This is a genomic window from Sporosarcina luteola (genome assembly GCF_023715245.1).
Lineage (GTDB): Bacteria > Bacillota > Bacilli > Bacillales_A > Planococcaceae > Sporosarcina > Sporosarcina luteola_C.
On record NZ_JAMBNV010000004.1, the window covers coordinates 1 to 20,705 of the forward strand.

At 45.6% G+C, this 20,705-nt stretch carries 21 protein-coding genes; 6 read left to right on the top strand and 15 right to left on the bottom strand.

Annotated elements, in window-relative coordinates; genetic code table 11:
• Nucleotides 1-588: 588 nt before the first annotated feature.
• Nucleotides 589-1,461 (bottom strand): nucleotidyltransferase-like protein, encoded by an 873-nt coding sequence (locus M3152_RS15215; RefSeq protein ID WP_251696380.1) that lies wholly within the window; start codon nucleotides 1,459-1,461, stop codon nucleotides 589-591.
• 168 nt (nucleotides 1,462-1,629) lie between these two features.
• Between M3152_RS15215 and M3152_RS15220 the strand changes: the two genes are divergently transcribed.
• Nucleotides 1,630-2,001, top strand: coding sequence for a YgzB family protein (locus M3152_RS15220; RefSeq protein ID WP_251696382.1), 372 nt, complete (start codon nucleotides 1,630-1,632; stop codon nucleotides 1,999-2,001).
• Between the two features lie 41 nt (nucleotides 2,002-2,042).
• On the opposite strand, the gene perR is transcribed toward M3152_RS15220, so the two are convergent.
• From perR to bcp, 3 genes are all read right to left on the bottom strand, one after another.
• Complete coding sequence (perR, locus tag M3152_RS15225) at nucleotides 2,043-2,486, bottom strand: peroxide-responsive transcriptional repressor PerR (RefSeq protein ID WP_251696384.1); 444 nt, start codon at nucleotides 2,484-2,486, stop codon at nucleotides 2,043-2,045.
• Nucleotides 2,487-2,600: 114 nt separating this feature from the next.
• A complete protein-coding gene (locus M3152_RS15230; RefSeq protein WP_251696386.1) occupies nucleotides 2,601-3,545 on the bottom strand; it encodes a D-2-hydroxyacid dehydrogenase in 945 nt (314 codons plus the stop codon).
• A gap of 12 nt (nucleotides 3,546-3,557) precedes the next feature.
• A complete protein-coding gene (bcp, locus tag M3152_RS15235; protein WP_251696388.1) occupies nucleotides 3,558-4,037 on the bottom strand; it encodes a thioredoxin-dependent thiol peroxidase in 480 nt (159 codons plus the stop codon).
• A 126-nt stretch (nucleotides 4,038-4,163) separates the two neighbouring features.
• Between bcp and M3152_RS15240 the strand changes: the two genes are divergently transcribed.
• Both M3152_RS15240 and M3152_RS15245 read left to right on the top strand, forming a co-directional pair.
• Nucleotides 4,164-5,468, top strand: coding sequence for a glutamate-1-semialdehyde 2,1-aminomutase (locus tag M3152_RS15240; protein ID WP_285847245.1), 1,305 nt, complete (start codon nucleotides 4,164-4,166; stop codon nucleotides 5,466-5,468).
• A 45-nt stretch (nucleotides 5,469-5,513) separates the two neighbouring features.
• Nucleotides 5,514-6,596, top strand: coding sequence for an FUSC family protein (locus M3152_RS15245; RefSeq protein ID WP_251696389.1), 1,083 nt, complete (start codon nucleotides 5,514-5,516; stop codon nucleotides 6,594-6,596).
• Nucleotides 6,597-6,631: 35 nt separating this feature from the next.
• Here the strand turns inward: M3152_RS15245 and nikC are convergent, their stop codons facing one another.
• From nikC to mutY, 9 genes are all read right to left on the bottom strand, one after another.
• Nucleotides 6,632-7,528, bottom strand: coding sequence for a nickel transporter permease (gene nikC, locus M3152_RS15250; protein WP_251696391.1), 897 nt, complete (start codon nucleotides 7,526-7,528; stop codon nucleotides 6,632-6,634).
• Between the two features lie 17 nt (nucleotides 7,529-7,545).
• Nucleotides 7,546-8,550: an ABC transporter permease gene (locus M3152_RS15255; protein WP_251696393.1), complete on the bottom strand. Its 1,005-nt coding sequence runs from the start codon at nucleotides 8,548-8,550 to the stop codon at nucleotides 7,546-7,548.
• 130 nt (nucleotides 8,551-8,680) lie between these two features.
• Complete coding sequence (locus M3152_RS15260; protein WP_251696395.1) at nucleotides 8,681-10,264, bottom strand: ABC transporter substrate-binding protein; 1,584 nt, start codon at nucleotides 10,262-10,264, stop codon at nucleotides 8,681-8,683.
• Complete coding sequence (locus tag M3152_RS15265; protein ID WP_251696397.1) at nucleotides 10,261-11,274, bottom strand: ABC transporter ATP-binding protein; 1,014 nt, start codon at nucleotides 11,272-11,274, stop codon at nucleotides 10,261-10,263. Before M3152_RS15265 ends, M3152_RS15260 begins: the two co-directional genes overlap by 4 nt.
• On the bottom strand, nucleotides 11,246-12,268 hold the full coding sequence (locus M3152_RS15270) for an ABC transporter ATP-binding protein (protein WP_251696399.1): 1,023 nt from the start codon (nucleotides 12,266-12,268) through the stop codon (nucleotides 11,246-11,248). Before M3152_RS15270 ends, M3152_RS15265 begins: the two co-directional genes overlap by 29 nt.
• A gap of 214 nt (nucleotides 12,269-12,482) precedes the next feature.
• The gene (locus M3152_RS15275; protein ID WP_251696401.1) at nucleotides 12,483-14,228 is read right to left on the bottom strand and encodes an ABC transporter ATP-binding protein; all 1,746 of its coding nucleotides are present in this window, start codon (nucleotides 14,226-14,228) and stop codon (nucleotides 12,483-12,485) included.
• A gap of 53 nt (nucleotides 14,229-14,281) precedes the next feature.
• Complete coding sequence (gene ntdP / locus M3152_RS15280) at nucleotides 14,282-14,830, bottom strand: nucleoside tri-diphosphate phosphatase (protein WP_251696403.1); 549 nt, start codon at nucleotides 14,828-14,830, stop codon at nucleotides 14,282-14,284.
• 141 nt (nucleotides 14,831-14,971) lie between these two features.
• The gene (locus tag M3152_RS15285) at nucleotides 14,972-15,178 is read right to left on the bottom strand and encodes a gamma-type small acid-soluble spore protein (protein WP_251696405.1); all 207 of its coding nucleotides are present in this window, start codon (nucleotides 15,176-15,178) and stop codon (nucleotides 14,972-14,974) included.
• 61 nt (nucleotides 15,179-15,239) lie between these two features.
• Nucleotides 15,240-16,301: an A/G-specific adenine glycosylase gene (gene mutY / locus M3152_RS15290; protein ID WP_251696406.1), complete on the bottom strand. Its 1,062-nt coding sequence runs from the start codon at nucleotides 16,299-16,301 to the stop codon at nucleotides 15,240-15,242.
• A 123-nt stretch (nucleotides 16,302-16,424) separates the two neighbouring features.
• On the opposite strand from mutY, the gene M3152_RS15295 reads away from it, so the two are divergent.
• Nucleotides 16,425-17,408, top strand: a complete 984-nt coding sequence (locus M3152_RS15295; protein WP_251696407.1) for a metal-dependent hydrolase — start codon at nucleotides 16,425-16,427, stop codon at nucleotides 17,406-17,408.
• 91 nt (nucleotides 17,409-17,499) lie between these two features.
• On the opposite strand, the gene M3152_RS15300 is transcribed toward M3152_RS15295, so the two are convergent.
• Entirely contained in the window at nucleotides 17,500-17,829 is a 330-nt protein-coding gene (locus M3152_RS15300) for a YfhH family protein (RefSeq protein ID WP_251696408.1), read from the bottom strand.
• Nucleotides 17,819-18,631 (bottom strand): recombination regulator RecX, encoded by an 813-nt coding sequence (gene recX / locus M3152_RS15305; protein ID WP_251696409.1) that lies wholly within the window; start codon nucleotides 18,629-18,631, stop codon nucleotides 17,819-17,821. The genes M3152_RS15300 and recX overlap by 11 nt, the downstream gene beginning before the upstream one ends.
• A 247-nt stretch (nucleotides 18,632-18,878) precedes the next feature.
• On the opposite strand from recX, the gene M3152_RS15310 reads away from it, so the two are divergent.
• Nucleotides 18,879-19,775 (top strand): TIGR01777 family oxidoreductase, encoded by an 897-nt coding sequence (locus tag M3152_RS15310; RefSeq protein WP_251696410.1) that lies wholly within the window; start codon nucleotides 18,879-18,881, stop codon nucleotides 19,773-19,775.
• A gap of 56 nt (nucleotides 19,776-19,831) precedes the next feature.
• On the top strand, nucleotides 19,832-20,635 hold the full coding sequence (locus M3152_RS15315; protein ID WP_251696411.1) for a polysaccharide deacetylase family protein: 804 nt from the start codon (nucleotides 19,832-19,834) through the stop codon (nucleotides 20,633-20,635).
• Nucleotides 20,636-20,705: the final 70 nt, after the last annotated feature.

The window sequence follows — 20,705 nt, forward strand, 5'->3', positions numbered from 1 at the left end:
CTCGAGTTTCTTGCTGGCATCAATTAAGATGTCAATTTGAATCCGAAGATTCGTTTGTTCTTTTCACCGACAGGGTCGGCTCCAGAACTTTATTTGTTGACGTTTTGCTGTTCAGTTTTCAAGGTTCGTTGTTTCGCGCTTCTTCAAAAGCGACTTCTCTAATCTACCATCGCTTGCTCTCTGAGTCAAGCACTTTTTAAAATTAGTTTGAAACGTTTTGTTCGAAGCTAAGTAACTAACTCCCTTAGCGACGTTTACTATATTAGCATGGGCTACTTTCATATGTCAACACCAAAAGCAAAAAAACTATATAAAACACTAAATTGGTGAAATGGACTTGATTTAATTGACTTGGAAGTTCCGTTGATTGAAGCGAACGCCGTTACGAAGAACGGCGTTTGCGAGCACAAGCGCAGCGTTGCGAGCAATGTTTTTTGCGACCCTAAGGGAGCAGGATATTGAAGGATGCCTTAATTTCTGCAAAAAACGCAGAAATACGGCAAATCGAACCCTTCGCTGTTCGATTGGCTCACCGCCCGCCGGAAAGCGTCCGCCTTTAGCGCAAATCAACAGTTTTATATCTCCCCATCAGTATTCATTACCAACACGGTAGTCTCTATGAAAGACATATTCATTTTTCGATTCACTTTCCACAATCTGAATGAAACCTTTCTCAATTAAAAACTCAACGAGAACTTCCAGGTTAATTGAATACATCCGTAACTCCTCATGCTCATGAAGCTCCTGTATCGTCCACGTCTCTTTCGTCGACATGACATCCATGATATGCCTTGCTCCGTCCAACGTCCGGTTATGAATGAAGAATTCACTTGCAAGGAATAAGAGCTCCAGCCTTTTCTCTATCGGTTCTTCGCTCATGATTAGTTCTTCATAGAGTTTATAGATTGCCGGATCTATCTTTTTCACTTGGGACCATACAGTCACTTCGGGAGATGATCCCTTTTCAATAACAGTCAGCCTGGCTAGATGATGAAGGGATTGAATCGCATGATGATACGCATCCATATAGTTTTGCTGCTCAAAAAACATTTTTCCTTCCATATACACTCTCACTAATCTGGAAAGCTCGAGTCCCATCTTTATCTTACGGCCATAGAAAGGATACTCCTTCAACTCGTTTTTCAAGCTCTCAACAAATTCGTTGCGGTCAAAGAAAATCTTCCCATAGAACAACCAGTCGACAACTTTCCTTCTTGTCCCGAGCAAAAGCCATTTCCTCAATTGTTTTTCGCTGATGACGTGCATCGCTGCTTTCCCTGTTCCATCCGTATAGTGTTTTGTATATATGGGTGTTTCTTCATTAGATGTAATGATGAGCATGATTTCGTCAAACGTGTCTGTTATCGGATCGCCTGCACCCCTTTTTTCAACAAGAATGACACCCAACGTTTCAGGCGAGCTTGCGCGTTCTTGATAAATCGGTCTAAGAACCTGTTCCATTATGACACCTCCACTTTTATTTCTTTCGACGCGTCTTCTGAAAAACCCTTCATTCAAAATTCGTAAAATATGATGCGTATGGAATTTGTGCTATATTAATTGAGGAACATTCAAATCGTTTCTATAGATGTTCCTCATTCATTACAGTCATTCTAAGGAGGATTATGGATGAAACCTTATAAAAATAAAATAAATCGGATCCGGTCATTTGCGTTATCCCTGATTTTCATCGGGGTCGTCATTATGTATCTCGGGATATTCTTCAGGAAGAATGAAATCATCATGTTGATATTCATGGTACTAGGGCTCCTTGCGATTCTTGGCAGCACGGTCGTTTATGCTTGGATCGGAACCTTGTCGACGAGGGCTGTGCAGATCGTCTGTCCGAATTGCGGCAAAGCGACTAAAATGCTTGGACGCGTTGATATGTGCGGTCATTGCAGAGAGCCACTTACATTGGATCCTTCTTTGGAAGGTAAGGAATTCGATGTGGCGTATAACCGTCCGGAAAGTAAAAAAGAAGCTTCAGAAAAAAAATAACAAAAAACCGGTTCCGTCTTTTAACCTCGGAACCGGTTTTCTTATTTTGCTTTATTGACGCCTGCAGCACATTCAGGACATGTTCCATATACTTCGAGTCGGTGGGAATTCACTTCGAATCCCGTGACATGGGAAGCAAGATGCTCAACTTCTTCAAGTCCGGGATGGTGGAAGTCGACGATTTTTCCACAATTATCACAAATGATATGATAATGATCATGTGTAACAAAATCGAACCGGCTCGACGAATCACCATAAGTGAGTTCCTTTACTAGCCCGGCATTCCGGAAAACACGCAGATTATTATATACGGTCGCAACACTCATATTTGGAAAATCGGCTTCTAACGCTTTATATATTTCATCAGCAGTAGGATGCGTCTCGGAAGAAATGAGAAACTCTAATATAGCATGCCTTTGCGGTGTAATACGCACACCACTTTCCTTCAATGTGACAAGCGCGTCTTTCAAAAACACTTCAGACATCGCCAACACTCCAATCCATAAAGATTACTTCTTTATAATCATTATAATTAGTTTACTGAGAATAGGCATGTTTGTCAACTAAAGTGCTGTTCCATTGGAAAAGAAGACATCTGGTCAATACCCTTTTTCAGTATCGATCAAATTGATTAAGTTCCTATCCCCTTTTTGCCACTTCTCCAGATTTTCCGTGAAAAACTCAAGCGCCCTCTCAATATATTTCCCGGAATGGCTGGAAACATGCGGAGAAATGGTTACATTCGATAAAGACCATAGCTCGCTTTCTATTGGCAACGGTTCCTTTTCAAATACATCTAGCACCGCGTGCCCGATTTCTCCGTTTTTCAAAGCATCCACGAGAATCGATTCCTTTACGAGGTCGCCTCTGCCTAAATTCATGAATATTGCTGACTCCTTCATCGCTTGGAAATGGCTATCCTTGAGCAATTCCTTCGTTTTAGGTGTGCTAGGCAATACGGATACGACAATATCAGCTTCCGGAAGTTTGTTTACAAGCTCTTCGAATTGGATGGTCTCGTCCATGAACTGAGCTGGATCCCCTGAGTGATTGCAACCGATTGTCCGGACTCCGAACGCTTGAAGCAAACGACCGATTTCAGATCCAATCGCCCCTGGGCCGAGGATGAGCGCAGTCGACTTTCGCAATTCCGATTGGCGTAGTTTCGTATTCCATTCTTTCCGTTTTTGCTGCTCCGCTATTGTAGGCAGTGCCCGCCCTAGCGACAGTATATGAGCAAGTGCCGTTTCAGCCATCGGTGTTTTGTGGATTCCACGTACATTGCTAACGATGATTCCTTTTTCTGCAATAGCTGCAAGCGGCATCTTTTCCACCCCAGCGGAAGCAACCATCAGCCACTTAAGGGATGGCGCTCTATCTAGCACCTCTATAGTTATGTCCTCTCCATACGTGACGATGATTTCGAATTCATCGAGCGGAACTTCATCAATCTTCTTATGGAAGCTAAATTGAAATGCGGGAAAATCCGACTCCAATTTATCCATCTGTTCATCCTTGATCTTGAAAGTGAATAAAACATTCATCCCATTTCCCCCTTACGCCTTCTTCGTCAATTGCTCCAATGTCGCAAGCGCTTCTTCAATATGCCCCTTCACTTTCACTTTCCGCCATTCCTTCACTACAGTTCCAGTAGGGTCGATCAGAAACGTGGAGCGCTCGATGCCCATATATTCCTTGCCGAACATTTTCTTTAATTTCCATACACCGTAAGCTTCAGCTGCTTCATGGTTTTCATCCACTAATAACGAAAACGGCAGTCCTTGCTTTTCGATGAACCGTTGATGTGATGCTTCATTATCAGGACTCACTCCAAGAATGACAGCATTCAGATCACTGAAGCTTTGATGCGCATCCCTGAAATCACATGCCTGCGTTGTGCAACCGGGAGTGGCATCTTTCGGATAAAAGTAAAGAATGACATACTTCTCCCCTTCAAAATTACTTAGCGAAACGATTTCACCGTTTTCGTCCGGCAATGAAAACTGTGGCGCCTGCATACCTTCCAACTTTTCCATATCGATCCCTCCAACTTTTTCTTTATACAATCGTACCGGACAACCCGCCTAGTTTCAATTTCTTTGGCGTAACGGCCCAAGTTTGTATAAAATAGAGTGTGTACCGATTTGAACGGAGGAATTAAAATGAACAGAACTAATTCAGAACAAATCTATCAAGAAGCATGTGAACATATCGTCGGAGGCGTAAACAGCCCTTCCCGCGGTTATAAAGCGGTCGGCGGTGGAGCGCCCACAGTGATGGAGCGTGCGGAAGGCGCTTATTTCTGGGATGTTGACGGGAATAAATATATCGATTACTTAGGTGCTTATGGTCCAATCATCACAGGCCATGCTCATCCACATATTACAGAAGCGATTACAAAGGCGGCAACGACCGGGGTTTTATACGGGACTCCTACGAGGCATGAAGTCAAATTTGCTAAGATGCTGAAAGAAGCGATACCTTCCATGGACAAGGTCCGGTTCGTCAATTCAGGAACCGAAGCTGTCATGACGACAATCCGTGTAGCCCGCGCCTTCACCGGAAGGACAAAAGTGATGAAGTTTGCAGGCTGCTACCATGGCCATTCAGACCTCGTACTTGTAGCCGCAGGATCCGGTCCGGCAACTTTAGGAACACCCGATTCAGCGGGAGTCCCAGCATCTATCGCTCAAGAAGTCATCACAATTCCATTCAATGATCCGGATGCTTATAAGGAAGCAATGGAAAAATGGGGAGACCAACTGGCCTGTGTGCTAGTCGAACCTATTGTCGGGAATTTCGGCATCGTCGAACCGAACGAAGGATTCCTTCCACTTGTCCATGAACTTGCGAAGGAAAAAGGCGCACTCATTGTTTATGATGAAGTGATCACAGCATTCCGTTTCCATTATGGCAGTGCTCAAACTCTGCTTGGAACGACTCCCGATTTAATTGCTTTCGGTAAAATCATTGGCGGCGGTTTGCCAATCGGTGCATATGGCGGCAAAAAAGAAATCATGGAAACCGTTGCCCCCCTCGGCCCTGCCTACCAAGCCGGGACGATGGCTGGAAATCCCGCTTCCATGCTATCCGGTATCGCTTGCCTAGAAGTATTGCAGCAACCCGGCGTATACGAAGAGATGGACAGGCTGGGAGGAATGCTGGAAGAAGGCATCCTTCAATTGGCGGAAAAGCACGGCATCACACTAACAATCAATCGTCTTGGCGGTGCGCTGACTTTATTCTTCACTGATGTTATAGTAGAGAACTATGAGCAGGCTGAACAGACAGATGGAGAAGTTTTCGCTAAGTTCTTTAAACTGATGCTTAAAAACGGCATCAACCTCGCCCCATCTAAATATGAAGCTTGGTTCCTGACAATTGCTCATAAAGAGGAGGACATCACTCATACACTAGAGGCGGTGGACCGTTCATTCAAAGAACTTTCCCTCCAAATGAACAAGTAAGAAACCGCACACAACATAAATACCTTTAGTAGAAAGGATAATCATATGAAACTTGGCGCCCGCATCTTCAAAACGGGTATAGCAATCGTTGCCGCATTGTTTCTGGCGGAGATGCTCAGCTTGCCGAATCCTGTCTTTGCAGGAATTGCGGCCATCTTTGCGATTCAACCATCCATTTACCGATCTTATTTAACTATAATTGAGCAGATCCAAGGTAATCTGATCGGCGCCATTACAGCCATCACCTTCGTGCTAGTATTTGGACATCAAATTGTAACTGTTGGATTTGCGGCGGTCATCATCATTTTAATCATGCTGAAGTTGGGGCTGGAGAAATCAATTTCCTTAGCTTTAGTGACGATGATTGCCATCATGGAGATCAAAGGGGATGCATTTCTATCCTTCGCTCTGCTCCGATTCGTCACCATGGTAATCGGGGTTTTATCCGCCTTTGTCGTTAATTTGCTGTTCATGCCCCCGAAGTATGAAACGAAGCTATTTCAGGCGATCCACCAAGCGCAGGACGAAATCATCAGATGGATACGGCTTGCGGGCAGACAGGCATCCGAACATATTGCAACGAAAAAATCGTTGGTGAAAATAAAGGAACGCCTTTCGAATGTCGATCTGCTCTATTCGCTTTACAAAGAGGAACGGAGCTATTTCAAGAAAAACTCCCGCTCGAAGGCGCGAAAGCTTGTCATATACAGACAGATGATTGCAACATCAAAAAGCAGTTATGAGGTGCTGGCGAGGCTTCATAACTACGAAAACGAACTGATCAACCTGCCGGAACATTTCCGGATGATGATTCAGGAGCGGCTAGATGCATTGCTCACTTATCATGAACAGATCCATCTGAAATTTGTAGGCAAATTGAAGGCGGACCGGATGATGGATAGTTTGAATGAGGAATTCATCCAACGTCAGGAAGTGATGGATATTTTCGCGAAGGAAATTGCAATCACAAAGGAAGAGGAAGAATTCACCGCTTACCACCTCCTCCATGTCCTATCCTCTTTATTGAATTACGAAGAACAGTTGGAGTATCTGGACCGGCTAATCGTTTCCAATCAACGAAGGCACGGACACGAAGTTAGCAATGAAATGCAAAACGAGATCTATTAAAAAACCATCCTTGGAAAATCCCAAGGATGTTTTTTTTAGTTTTTCATTTTCGGATCGAGCGCATCCCTTAAGCCGTCGCCCATCAAGTTGAAACCTAACACTGTAAGCATGATGGAAAGCCCAGGGAAGATCATCGTCCATGGGGCGGACTGCAAATACGACTTCGAATCGGCGAGCATTTTCCCCCATTCGGGCTGCGGCGCCTGGGCACCGAGTCCGAGAAAGCCCAGTGCTGCAGCTTCCAGGATGGCAGTTGCAACGGCCAGCGTCCCTTGTACAATGACGGGTGCCATTGAATTCGGCAGGATGTGTGAGAATAAAATACGGGCATCCTTCATTCCGATCGCCTTTGCCGCCATAATATATTCATCTTCCTTGATGCTCAGCACTTTAGATCGTATCAATCGCCCGAAATTCGGAACGTTGATGATCGCGATGGCAATCAAGGCATTTTCAAGCCCTGGCCCCAAAACGGAAACGATAGCAATAGCGAGCAGAATCGATGGAAATGCAAGCATAATATCAAAAATCCTTGATATGATCGTGTCCGTCCACCGGCCGTAATAGCCGGCAACAATTCCTAGGAAACTGCCGACGATGACCGAGGCGATGACTGATAGGAATCCGACAGAAAGCGATATCCGTGCTCCGTGGATAATGCGTGACAGGATATCCCTGCCGAAATCATCCGTTCCAAGCCAATATTCCGCTGAAGGCGGTTGGAGCCTATCCGCAGGCATTTGCTGATTGATCCCTTCTTTTGCAATGAAAGGACCGAAAATGGCTAGAAGCACGAAAAAGAGGATGATGACCATTCCGGCAACCGCCACCTTGCTCTTCCTGAAGTTCCGCCAAGCCTCACGCCACGGGCCCGTCGTCCTCTCTATTTCCGCTTCCACAATCCCATCCATTTTAGGTGTAAATTCAGACATTCCGCATTCCCCCTTCCTCAGTCATATTTAATCCTCGAATCGATCAGACTATAAAGTAAGTCGACAATCAAGTTGATCATGACGAAGATGAAGGCGACAACAAGAATAGCGGATTGAATGACGGGATAATCCCGGAAGTTGATGGCGTCGTAAATATACCGCCCGATGCCCGGCCACGCAAAGATTGTTTCAGTCAAAATGGCGCCGCCGAGCAGCATTCCCATTTGCAGACCGATAATCGTCAATACGGGAATGACTGCATTTTTGAACGCATGCTTGTAAACGACCCAAAACATTTTCTGCCCCTTCGCACGGGCAGTTCGGATGTAATCGGAACGCATGACCTCTAGCATGCTTGAGCGCGTCATCCGCGCGATGATCGCCATCGGAATCGTCGCCAATGCAATGCCGGGCAATATGAGATGGCGAAGCACTTGATATAATTGATCGAATCGGCCTTGGATGATCGTGTCGATGATGTACAGATTGGTGATCGCATGGACGGGATCCCTTACTTGCTCCCTCCCTGCTGTAGGAAGCCAGCTGAATTCAATAGCAAATGCCCATTGTCCTAAAAGCCCCAACCAAAAGATCGGCATGGAAACACCAACGAGCGCCAAAATCATCGCTATGTAGTCAAACCACGAATTTTGGAACCACGCCGAGACGATGCCTGCGTTTACTCCTACGATTATTGCGATTATCATTGCAAAGAAAGCGAGCTCCATCGTTGCGGCCAGATGCGGCCAAATTTCATCGGCGACTGGAAGCCGGGTGCGCATGGACTCCCCAAGATTGCCTTGTAAAATCCCGCCTAAATACTTGAAGAATTGAATAAACCACGGTTGGTCCAGCCCTAGTCTCGCGTTCATTGCTGCGATTGCCTCTGGCGACGCCTGCTGCCCTAAAATGACTTGGGCAGGGTTTCCGGGAATCGCCCGGACCATCATGAAAACGATGAAAACCATACCAAGAAGAACAGGTATTAACTGCAATAATCTTTTGCCGATGTAACTGAGCATTTCATTCACCTCACCAAAATCATTCGGATTCCGACAAACTTCACCTTCCCCAACTGCCACTCCAATAGGAAAAGGGGGAAATCGAACGACTCCCCCCTTACTGGTCAACGCAACGTGAAAAGCGGTTCCATTATTTGAATTCTACGTTCGATAATAGATCTGATCCTGTCGGATGCGGAACGAATCCAGTTAAATCCTTAGATGCCGCGAGAAGTGGTGTAGAGTGCGCAATTGGTACCCAAGGCGCCTCTTCATGGATGATCTCTTGTGCTTTCTTATAAAGCTCGATTCGTTTATCCTCATCCACTTCCGTTTGCGCATCGATGAATAGTTTATGCATTTCATCGTTTTTGAAGTACGTATAGTTGTTGCTGCCAATATTATCTTCATCTAGTAAAACATATAGGAAGTTGTCGGCATCACCGTTATCTCCTGTCCAGCCAAGCATGAAAGCATCCGCTTCCCCTTTGCTCGCTTTATCGAGATACGTCGGCCACTCAAAGGATACGATTTTCGCCTTGACTCCAATTTCAGCTAAATTGCTTTGAATGACCTCAGCAACTTTTGCTCCATCTGGCATGTACGGACGCGGAACAGGCATAGCCCATAGTTCCATTTCGAAGCCGTCTGGATAGCCTGCTTTCGCTAAAAGTTCTTTCGCTTTTTCAGGGTTGTATTCATACTCTTCAATGTCATCGTTATAGCCTGAAATGGAAGGCGGCATCGGGTTTTTCGCGCTGTTCGCCCTTCCTTCGAAGAATGATTCAATGATTGTCTTCTTATCGATTGCATAGTTCATCGCCTGACGCACTTCTTTCTTATCGAAAGGAGGGCGAGTCACCGTTAACCCAAGATACCCGACGTTCATCGACGGACGTTCAATCAATTGCAGATCGGCATTCCCTTCGATCTTTTCACCGTCAGCAGGATTGATGCCGTCCGCAAGATCGATTTCCCCGGCAATAAGTGCATTCAAACGTGCGGAGTTGTCCGGGTAGGATCGGAAAATGACTTTATCCAATTTCGGCAATCCTTTTTGCCAATACTCATCGAATTTTTCAATCGTGATCGATTCATTCGGTTTCCAGTTAACAAACTTGAATGGGCCCGTACCGACAGGATTCCTTTCAAATTGGTCATCGCCTTTTTCGAATGCTGTCGGGCTTGCAATTGCGAACATGCTCATTGCAATGTTTTTCAAGAACGGAGCCTGTGCCCGTTTCAGCTTGATGATGACCGTGTGATCTCCGTCAGCTGTGACTGACTCGATCACGTGCTCTTCATCGTCTTTAAATCCGCCGAACATGGATTTGTAATACGGGAATTTATCCGCATCCCCATTCGCCCAGCGCTCAAAGTTCTTGACGACCGCTTCAGCATTGAAATCGGTACCATCATGGAATTTGACGCCTTCCTGCAATTTGAATGTGTACGTCAAACCGTCATCCGTGTTCCATTCTTTTGCAAGGCCTGGCTGGATTGTCGTATCTTCCTTGCCGAAATTCAACAGCGTTTCGTATAGATTGACTGTCACTTTAAACGTTTCGCCTTCCGTGACCCTCGACGGATCAAGCGAAGTTGAGTCGCCGCCGCGACCGAAGACTAATGTATCCTTTGTACTTCCACTGCTCCCTTCGCCGCCACAGGCAGCGAGTACAGTAGACAGAACTAGCAATAATAATAACGCAGCTGACCACATTCTCTTTTTATTCATAGAGACCCCTCCAATTGTTTTATATCATCGTCGACCTGACTCACGTATAGGTGGCAGGCGACAGAATGACCGGTAGTTTGTTCCGTGAGTTGCGGTGAAACTTTAGTGCAAATGTCCATCTTGAATGGACAACGTGTATGGAATGTGCACCCGGTTGGCGGGTCAGCAGGATTGGGGATGTCTCCTTCTATGATGATCTGTTCTTTCTGATAGTCCGGATCCGGAACGGGCACAGCAGATAATAACGCTTGTGTATATGGATGCAACGGCTTTTCGTAAAGCTGTTCACTATCCGCAACCTCCACCATCTTCCCTAAATACATGACAGCGACACGATCGCTAATATGCCGAACGACGCCGAGATCATGGGCGATGAAAATATAAGTGAGGTTGAACTCCTTTTGAAGGTCTTGCATCAAGTTCAATACTTGCGCTTGGATGGAAACGTCCAACGCCGAAACGGGCTCATCTGCTATGATCAGTTTCGGATTCGTCATTAAGGCGCGTGCAATACCGATTCGTTGCCTTTGCCCCCCGCTGAATTGATGGGGATAGCGCTTCGCATGATAGGCATTCAATCCGACGATTTCCAAAAACTCGCGGACCTTCTTCTTCCTTTCCTTTGCGTCCGAAACGCCATGGACGATGAGTGGCTCCTCCAAAATCTTGCCTATCGTATGGCGTGGATTCAACGATGCATAAGGATCCTGGAAAACCATCTGGATATCGCGGCGTGTTTTTCTCATCTCTTCATGACTCAATGACGCAAGGTCTTTCCCGTCAAACTCGATTTGTCCGTCTGTAGGTTCCAGCAAGCGCATGAGCACACGCCCCGTTGTGGATTTTCCGCAACCGCTTTCACCGACGATTCCAAGCGTCTCCCCTTCATTAACGAAAAACGAGACGTCGTCGACAGCCTTCACATAACCGACCGTTTTTCCGAACATCCCTTTTTTCACGGGAAAGTACTTTTTCAGGTTTTCAACTTTCAACAAAGGCGTTGTGGACATCCGACTTCACCCTTCCTTCGTTATATAGGAAACATCTCGTCTGATGGACATCCGCAGTTTCATAAAGCTCCGGGTTTTCCTGATAGCACCGGTCAAACGCAAATTCGCACCGTGCCGCGAACCGGCAGCCGCTCGTTATGGAACCTGGCTTCGGCACATTCCCTGGAATGGAATGAAGCCGATCCTTTTTAACACGCATATCCGGCACTGACTGAATCAGGCCCTTTGTATACGGATGCTGGGGATCTTCAAAAATGAGTTTGGTCGGGGCCTCTTCGATGATTTGCCCCGCATACATGACGATGACCCGCTCACAAGTTTCCGCAACAACTCCAAGATCATGGGTAATCAATAATATGGCAGTCCCCAATCGTACATTCAAATCTTTCATCAATTTCAATATTTGCGCTTGGATCGTCACATCCAGAGCTGTCGTCGGTTCATCCGCAATCAATATTTTCGGGTTGCAGACGAGTGCCATCGCGATCATGACCCTTTGCCGCATCCCACCGGACAATTGGTGCGGATAATCTTTCAGCAAAGCTTCTGCACGAGGCAGGCCGACCAACTTCAACATCTCAACGGCCCTTTCCTGCGCCTGCTTTTTAGACCAGCCTTTTTCGTGGATCAAGATTGCTTCGACCATTTGGTTGCCAATCGTGAATAAAGGATTCAAAGACGTCATCGGCTCCTGAAAAATCATCGCTATGTCATTACCTCGGATCTGTCTCATCTCTTTTTCTGATAAACCGATTAGATCGCGTCCGTTGTACACAATTTCCCCGCCTGCAATTTTTCCAGGCGGACTAGGTACGAGCCCCATTATTGATAGGGAGGTAACACTTTTTCCGCATCCTGATTCCCCTACGATTCCTAAAATCTCGCCATCCCGGAGATGAAAATCGATATGATCAACCGCCGGGACTTTTCCGGAGTCTGTGAAAAAGGTAGTCTGCAAGTCTTTTACATCAAGAATTTTATTCCTTTTGTTCATCAGATCACCTTTTCGCTTTATGTGTTTTCTGAAACATTCGATTAAACCCATTATACTTTCTATTAATAAAAAGGCAATATGCAATTTTCATAGTACTTCCACTAGGTTTAGAACGCGGAGCAACTATCTTAGGACAAAGGGGGACATCATTCGTCGCGATTGCCGAATGGCAAAATAAAAAAAGCTACCGGTTCTTCTCCCGGTAGCTTCACGATTATAACGATTGAACTTGAAACAGATTGTAATAGATCCCTTGTTTCGCCATGAGTTCTTCATGGCTTCCGATTTCCTTCAACTCTCCGTGATCAATGACAAATATCTTGTCGGCATGGGTGATGGTCGATAGCCGATGTGCGACAATCAAGGTTGTCCTGTCACTGGCAAGCCGTTCGAGGGATTCCTGGATGAGCGCTTCACTTTCAAGATCCAAAGCGGAGGTCGCTTCATCCAAAATGAGCAACGGCGGATTTTTCAAAAACACACGTGCAATCGCTATCCGCTGTTTTTGCCCGCCAGATAATTTCACGCCTCGCTCCCCGACAGTCGTATCGTACCCTTCTGGCAGCGATTCGATGAAGTCATGCGCATTTGCGGCTTTAGCTGCGGCAATCACTTCCTCGTCCGATGCGTCAGGATTCCCCATCAGAATATTGCTCTTTACCGAATCGCTGAAGAGGATGCTGTCTTGGAGGACGAGCCCTATTTGGTCACGCAATGATTTCAATTGGATATCACGTAGATCATGGCCGTCGATACGGATCGATCCCTCTGTCACATCGTAAAACCGCGGTATCAGACTGACAATCGTCGACTTCCCTCCGCCGCTCATACCGACTAGCGCGACCGTCTCACCCGGCTTGACCGTAAAGTTGACGTCACGCAGCACCGGCTCTTCATCTTCTCCATACGAAAAATCGACATGGTCGAATTGGATTTCCCCTTCGATGTGCGGCAATGCTTTTGCACCGCTCTTATCTTTAATATCATAGGGTTCTTCCATCAATTCAAAAACCCGGTCCATCGAAGCGAATGATTGCGTCAGTGATGTCGAAGCATTGACTAATCTTCTTAGCGGATTGTACAGACGATCTATGTACGCAATGAAGGCGACCATTACGCCGACGGATAGAGAACCGTTGATCACCTGATAGCCCGCATAGGAAATGACGAGCAATGGAGCGACATCCGTAATCGTGTTCACGACCGCGAACGCTTTCGCATTCCATTTCGTATGATCGATTGCCTTATCGAGGAAATTGCCGTTCGTTCGGTCAAAACGCTCTTGTTCTGTATCCTCAAGCGCAAAGCTTTTAATGACGCTTATCCCTGTGACACGTTCGTGCAAATAACTTTGCACATCGGCAAGTGCTTGCGAACGCTTTCTCGTCAAGTCCCGAAGCTTTCCGAAGAAGTGCTTCACACTATATGCATAAAAAGGGAATGCAAGCAATGTCACGATCGTCAACGGAACATCCATTGTAAGCATGATGCATGTCGCAATAATGATCGTCGCTAAGTCGAGCCACACATTCATCAAGCCGATTGTGACAAAGTTCTTCGTCTGTTCGACATCATTTATGACGCGTGAAATGACCTCGCCCGCCCGCGTATTCGAGTAGTAACGCAGCCCGAGCCTTTGCAAATGTCCATATAGGTTTTCACGGATATCGTATAAGATTTTATTACTGACGTATTGCGCGAAGTATTGTCGATAATATTCAACAGGCGGCCGGATGATGAAAAACAGTAATACGGTTCCTCCCATCCATAAGAAAAGCTGCTTCGTCTTTTCCGCATCTGTCAACGTATCCGCCATGATAATATCGTCGATGACGATTTTAATAAGGTAAGGAATGAATAAAGGAATTGCGAATTTCACGATGCCGATTAAAATTGTCAAGACGATCTGCCAATTGTACGGCTTAACAAATTTCATATATCTTTTTATACTGTCTCCCATTTTCATCCTCCTAAAACAATAAAAAGCCCAACTGCATGAACGCAGACAGGCTCTCATTGGTCATTTTTCTTTACCTGTTTATAGAACTGATACCTGGAAGTCCATACTTCTATGAAGTCCGGTGCAAATGGCCCTTTGCGCTGTTTGATCCACATAAGAAGTTTATCCAGATTTCGCTTCAGTATTTGGTCGATGACACCTGGATATTTCATCTTCTTTTTATGGTCATCATATTCATCTTCATCCAGGATCAAATAACTCATATCCGGAAACACTTTCACATCAAGGTCATAATCGATGTATTTCAGTGCTTGATGGTCATATACGAAGGGTGAACTCATATTCACATAATAATAGACCCCATCTTCGCGAAGCATGCAAATGATATTGAACCAATGTTCGGCATGGAAATAACAGATTGAAGGCTCCCTTGTCAGCCATGTCCTGCCGTCCGCTTCTGTGACAAGCGTCCGTTCGTTCGCCCCGATCACAATATTCCGCGTCCCCTTCAAAACGGTTGTCTCTTGCCACACACGGTGGATATTGCCATCATGCTTATAGCTATGTACCTGTATCGTTTCGCCTTCTTTCGGTATTGTCATCAGTAAAACCACCTTTAAATGTCGGAAACCCTAATATTCGTACATTATACCAATTGGCCGATCAAAATTGAAACGTTTACCCTTCGATACAGATATATAAAAAACCGGCAGCTTTAGCTGCCGGCCGGTGATGTCCATCCATTATTTCGACTGTTTACCGAAACTTCCTGCTCCGCCGGAAACGTTTGTTTTGTTCATTTCCGATTGTTGGTTTTGTTGGCGAACTTCGTTTACGTCTGTTTCAGATCCAAACTCTTCAGACATGATTTCTTGTTTGACTTTGTTTGGTTTTGTGAACGAAGCTTGCGTTGTTTGTTGGTTAGAGTTGTTTCGATTTTTGTTTGTCATGGATTTTCACCTCCGTAACCACTATGATGTTCAAAGCCCGTTTTTTTATTCCGGGATTTTTTTAGGTAATCATTGGATTTTTCACTTCATCCCAAATTTTCATCACGGGTACCGCCTTTGGCAATGCTTCCACTTCTTCCTCCGAAAAAAACTCGAAACCTTCAGGAGCCCGATCCTCCGTCACTGCCAAATAACTTTTCACTTCCCAAGTAAGATGAGAGAAGACATGTCTGAAATCAGTCAATGGTGTAATCGAGCGAACGTCTAGGCCGAGTTCGGCTTTAACAATTTCTTCGATAGATCCAGATGTATTTTCCACCATCGGAAACTCCCACATATTTGCTAAGAGCCCTTTCGATGGTCGTTGCCTCAATAGCCATTTCCCATCGATATTCCGGATGGCGATTGAAAGAATAGGGACTGTCTTCGTCTTCACTTTTTTCGATTTTACGGGAAGTTCCTCCTGCTTTCCTTCGTGGAACGCTGTACAGAAATCGCGGACCGGGCACAGAAGGCATTTCGGTCTGGGTGTACATATCGTCGCCCCAAGCTCCATCAGACCTTGATTGAACGATGAAGGATCTTCCTTGTCAATTAACGCCATAACGACTTCCTCGAATATCTTCCGTGTTTTCGGAATGGCGATATCCTCTTCGATTAATAAGATTCGGGATAATACTCGCATAACATTCCCATCGACAGCATGCTCGGGAACGCCGAATGCGATGCTGAGCACAGCGCCGGCAGTATACGGTCCGACACCTTTCAACTGGGATATGTCTTTTCGATTTTCGGGAATCCGGCTTCCATACTCCTCTACAACTTCCTTCACGCCTGATTGCAAATTCCTAGCGCGGGAATAATATCCGAGACCTTCCCACAACTTCAAAACATCTTCTTCCTTCGCACTGGCCAAGTCGGCAAGCGTCGGAAACTTCTCAATAAACCGTTCGTAATAAGGGATGACCGTTTCTACACGTGTCTGTTGAAGCATCACTTCAGATACCCATATATGATAAGGATTCGACGTCCTTCTCCATGGCAGATCCCTCTTTTCTTCCAAATACCATGTGATGAGTGCCTTCCTGAATTCACTTTCAAGTTTCCGTTCAAAGAGTTGCATGATTACCTCCGTTTTGCATATGCTTTTCGTTACTGAAAAATAGGGTATATACTAATAAAAGAATTATGATTGCGTGTGTTACGCTTCACTGCCAATTCAGTGGCTATGTAAAGGAGTGATCTCTTGGATACAGGAACACATATTGTCATGGGTGCCGCCATTTGCGGTTTATCACTGGCGGATCCAGTCGTAGCCTCAGATTCCGTCACGATGACGGCGGTATTTATGGGCGTCGTATCTGGCTCATTGATACCCGATGTTGATACTGTTCTTAAATTGAGGAATAATGCGGTTTATATACGGAACCATCGTGGAATTACCCATTCCGTGCCGGCAGTCCTGCTTTGGCCGCTTATCATATCGGTTTTGCTGTCGTTCATTTTCCCCGAGGCGGCATTCTTTCATCTGTGGGCATGGACTTTCTTAGCGGTTTTTTTACATGTCTTTGTAGATATCTTCAACGCTTACGGCACACAGGCGTTACGGCCATTTTCCAGTCAATGGGTCGCCATAGGGGTCATCAATACATTCGATCCGATCATTTTTGCGTTGCATATTATCGCAATCATTGCATGGATGTTCGGCGCTGAACCTGTCCTGACCTTCTCGCTTATGTATATAGTTGTTTTCTTCTATTATTTATTGCGTTTCGCCGTCAAAGCGGCAGTGAAACATGCTGTCCGCAATACAATTCCGGATGCTGATGATATTTTCATCGCGCCGACGATGCATTTTTTCCAATGGAGAGTTGCCGCATCCAATAAGAATTGTCACTACGTCGGACGGGCATACGGGCGTTCCGTCAATATATATGACAGATTCGAACGCGAGCCGATGCCGAAAACGCCTTATATCGATGCGGCGATGGAAGATAAGAATATACAGGCTTTCGTATCGTTCTCACCAATATACAGATGGTCCGTTTCGCATGTCGGGCATTTGTATGAAGTCCGTCTCATCGATTTGCGTTATCGGAGCAAGAGCTATTATCCGTTCGTCGCTGTTGCGCATATTAATGAAGATATGGAAGTGATCAATTCGTATACAGGGTGGATCTTCTCGGAGGACAAGCTCCGTAAAAAATTAAATTTCATTCCGAATTCCTAAACAAAAGCGTAGGGCTCCTGGAGCTAGACGTAGAAAAGGACATGAGAAAGCTTGCCGAATATATAATCGGCAAGCTTTTGCATGGATCTTATTATTTACCCGTCTTAACCGATTGCAGCATCGCGATCGGCAACGCTTCTTCTGCACGTTCGCCGCCTAAACGGTATCCCCAAGCGAAACGGCCTTTCAAATAGTCAACATGGAAAAAGACGCCCTCGTCGCCTTCGATCCTGTAGATTTCACCAGGAACGATTGTTGAAGGATCGATCATATAGGATTTCGCCATGAGCGCCTTGCGCTGATAGACGGCGAACTCATTGATCATACCCAATTGCTCCGCCTTGCGCGCTTTTTCCATCAGACTGCCGATTTCCGACCGCAGCTCGTGTTCATTCATTTCACTATATTTTTTAGTCTCCATCTTCTTCGTTCTCCTTTTTTTCGATGAAACTGTCTATTCGTTCGAATGGTATTCCCTTTTGGTACATCGCCTGTTTTATCCGTCTTCTTAATTCATATCCGGAAAACTTCGACTGATAACGGCGCCACGCCTTCTCACCGACAGAGCTGATGATCGAATCCCACTCGTCTTCATCCCTGCCGAAATCTATTTCTTCCAAAACACTTCTAATCAACTCAAAGGAGTACCCTTTTCGGGCAAGCGCATTTTGGATTCTTTGCTTCAATTGTGCTGGAGCGATTGAACTGTTCGTCCTAGCCGCCTTTTCAGCTAATTTCTTTGCAACTGCAAATTGTTCTTCTTCTGAGTAGCTTTCTAGCACTTGTTGCTGCAACTCCTTCCCGACCCCTTTTTTCTGCAATTCTTGTTGGATCGCTTTTGGACCTTTGTTTGAAGCGTTTTTTTGAGTACGCATCAATGCTTCGGAAAATGCTTCGTCGTCAAGGAATCCGAGCCTTCTTAATTTCACGATTGCTTCGAGGATGACTGCTTCCCCGTATTCCAAGTCTTTCAGTTTCTTTTTCACTTCAAACTCGCTTCGCATTCTGAAGGAGAGGTAGTGGAGTGCGCGGTTGAATGCTTTTTCAATTTGGTCTTCGTATGTGATTTCGTCCATCGACCATTCGTCAAGTTGCATTCCTTTTGTAAGTCCGAATTTAACGAGAACGGATTCATGGACGCTGAAGGCATATGTTTCGTCAAGGAATATATTATAACGTTCGCTATCACGTTTTTGTTGTGTTATTTTCGTAATAACAGGCAAATCTAGTCGACCTCCCTCGCTATCTATAAGTATACATGTTCTGGTCGAAGAGGTCAGCTTTGTAGTTCCAAACTGGATTTGCGCTTCAGGCGGACGCTTTCCGCGGGCACGGCTTCAGCCTCCTCACTACGCTTTGCTTCGTTGCGGGGTCTTCAGCTCGTGCTGTTCCCGCAGGAGTCGCCGCCTTCCGCTCCAATCCGGAATACATCTCTCACATACTTATTTATTGAAATAAGGGGGAATATAGATGAAAGTTGTTATTGCTGGTGGTTCGGGTTTTATTGGACGGCATATTACAGACTTACTTTTGAAAAATGGTCATGAAATCATTGTTCTTTCAAGGAAGAAGAAAGACGATAGCGAGCAAGTGAAGTATGTGCTTTGGCTGCAAGATGGGGCTAGTCCGGAGAATGAGATCGGCGCAGTGGATGTATTTATTAATCTTGCGGGTGTTTCAATTAATGATGGGCGTTGGACAGAGGCTCATCAGAAACGGATTTATGAAAGCAGGATGGAAGCGACGGATGAATTGATCCGGATCATTGGCGAGTTGGATGAAAAACCGTCCCTCTTTATCAATGCCAGTGCAATCGGAATATACCCTGCTTCTGAAGCAGCCATTTATACGGAGAAATCTGCTGAAGTTGCTACGGACTTTCTCGGTAAGACAGTGAGTGAGTGGGAGAAGAAGGCGGCTTCGTTAAATGATTTTGGGATAAGGACTGTATATACTCGATTCGGACTCGTCCTTTGGAAAGATGAAGGAGCTTTGCCGCTTATGGTCCTGCCGTATAAAATGTACGTTGGCGGTAAAGTAGGAACCGGACAGCAATGGGTTTCTTGGGTTCATGTGCGAGATGTTGCAAGAGCGGTTCTGCACATTATGGAAAACAGCCAAATTGAAGGCGCTGTCAATGTCACCGCTCCGTTCCCTCTCCGGATGGATGATTTCGGGAAGATGATCGGAGCCACTCTACATCGGCCGCATTGGTTCCCCGCTCCTTCTCCGATCATGAAGCTGGCTCTCGGGAAAAAGAGTTCTCTCGTATTGGAAGGTCAATATGTGACACCTGAAAAGCTTTTGGCAGACGGCTTTGAATTCGATTTCCCTGTGTTGTCCTTGGCACTGGACAATCTATTGTAGAAGCGTATAGTTCCTTTATTTCCGCACATCCTACTCAAAAAGGAGATGTGCAATCTATGGTTGAAGAACATGGACCTGGAATACTTATGGCTGCCTTCATAATCGTTGTCGGTATTTTGTTCAATCCGTTCGCAGCAAAAGCGGAAGAATTCCATTGGGGTTTCAAAAAGGCGACGAATGGCGTCCCTCCGAATGCAGGACCCGCTTTGGAATCAATGCTTGATAAGCATGGCGCTATATATAAAGGCAGTCCTGACGAAAAGATTGCCTATTTGACCTTCGATAATGGCTATGAAAATGGCTATACGGAAAAGATTTTGGACGCATTGAAAAATGAAGACGTCCCAGCGACATTCTTTCTGACGGGACATTATTTGAAAAGCGCCGCCCCCCTCGTTCAACGCATGGTGAAGGATGGGCATATCATCGGAAATCATTCTTATGGGCATCCGAATATGGCGAATCTGTCCGAAGCTAGAATGGAAGAGGAATGGAAAAAGTTCGATGAGCTGCTTTATCAAACGACAGGGGTAAAGCGGACGGTGTATGCAAGGCCGCCTGAAGGGATTTTCAATGATGCTGTATTAAGCAAAGGGAATGAGCTGGGCTACCGTCACATGTTCTGGTCTGTCGCTTTCATTGATTGGCATGCCAATAAACCGCGCGGCCGCGACTATGCCTATAATGAGCTGATGAATCAGCTTCATCCTGGAGCAGTCATACTTATGCATACCGTATCGCCCGATAACGCACAAGCACTGCCGGATTTCATTCGCGACGCCAAGAAAGCGGGATATGAATTCCGTTCATTGGACGATCTTGTCATGGAATATGAAAATGTGAATTCGATTTTGCGGTGAAATGAAAGCATCCCTTTCGACGAATAGGAAACACAGTATAACTCACAATAGAGACCGCCAATTCGAATAT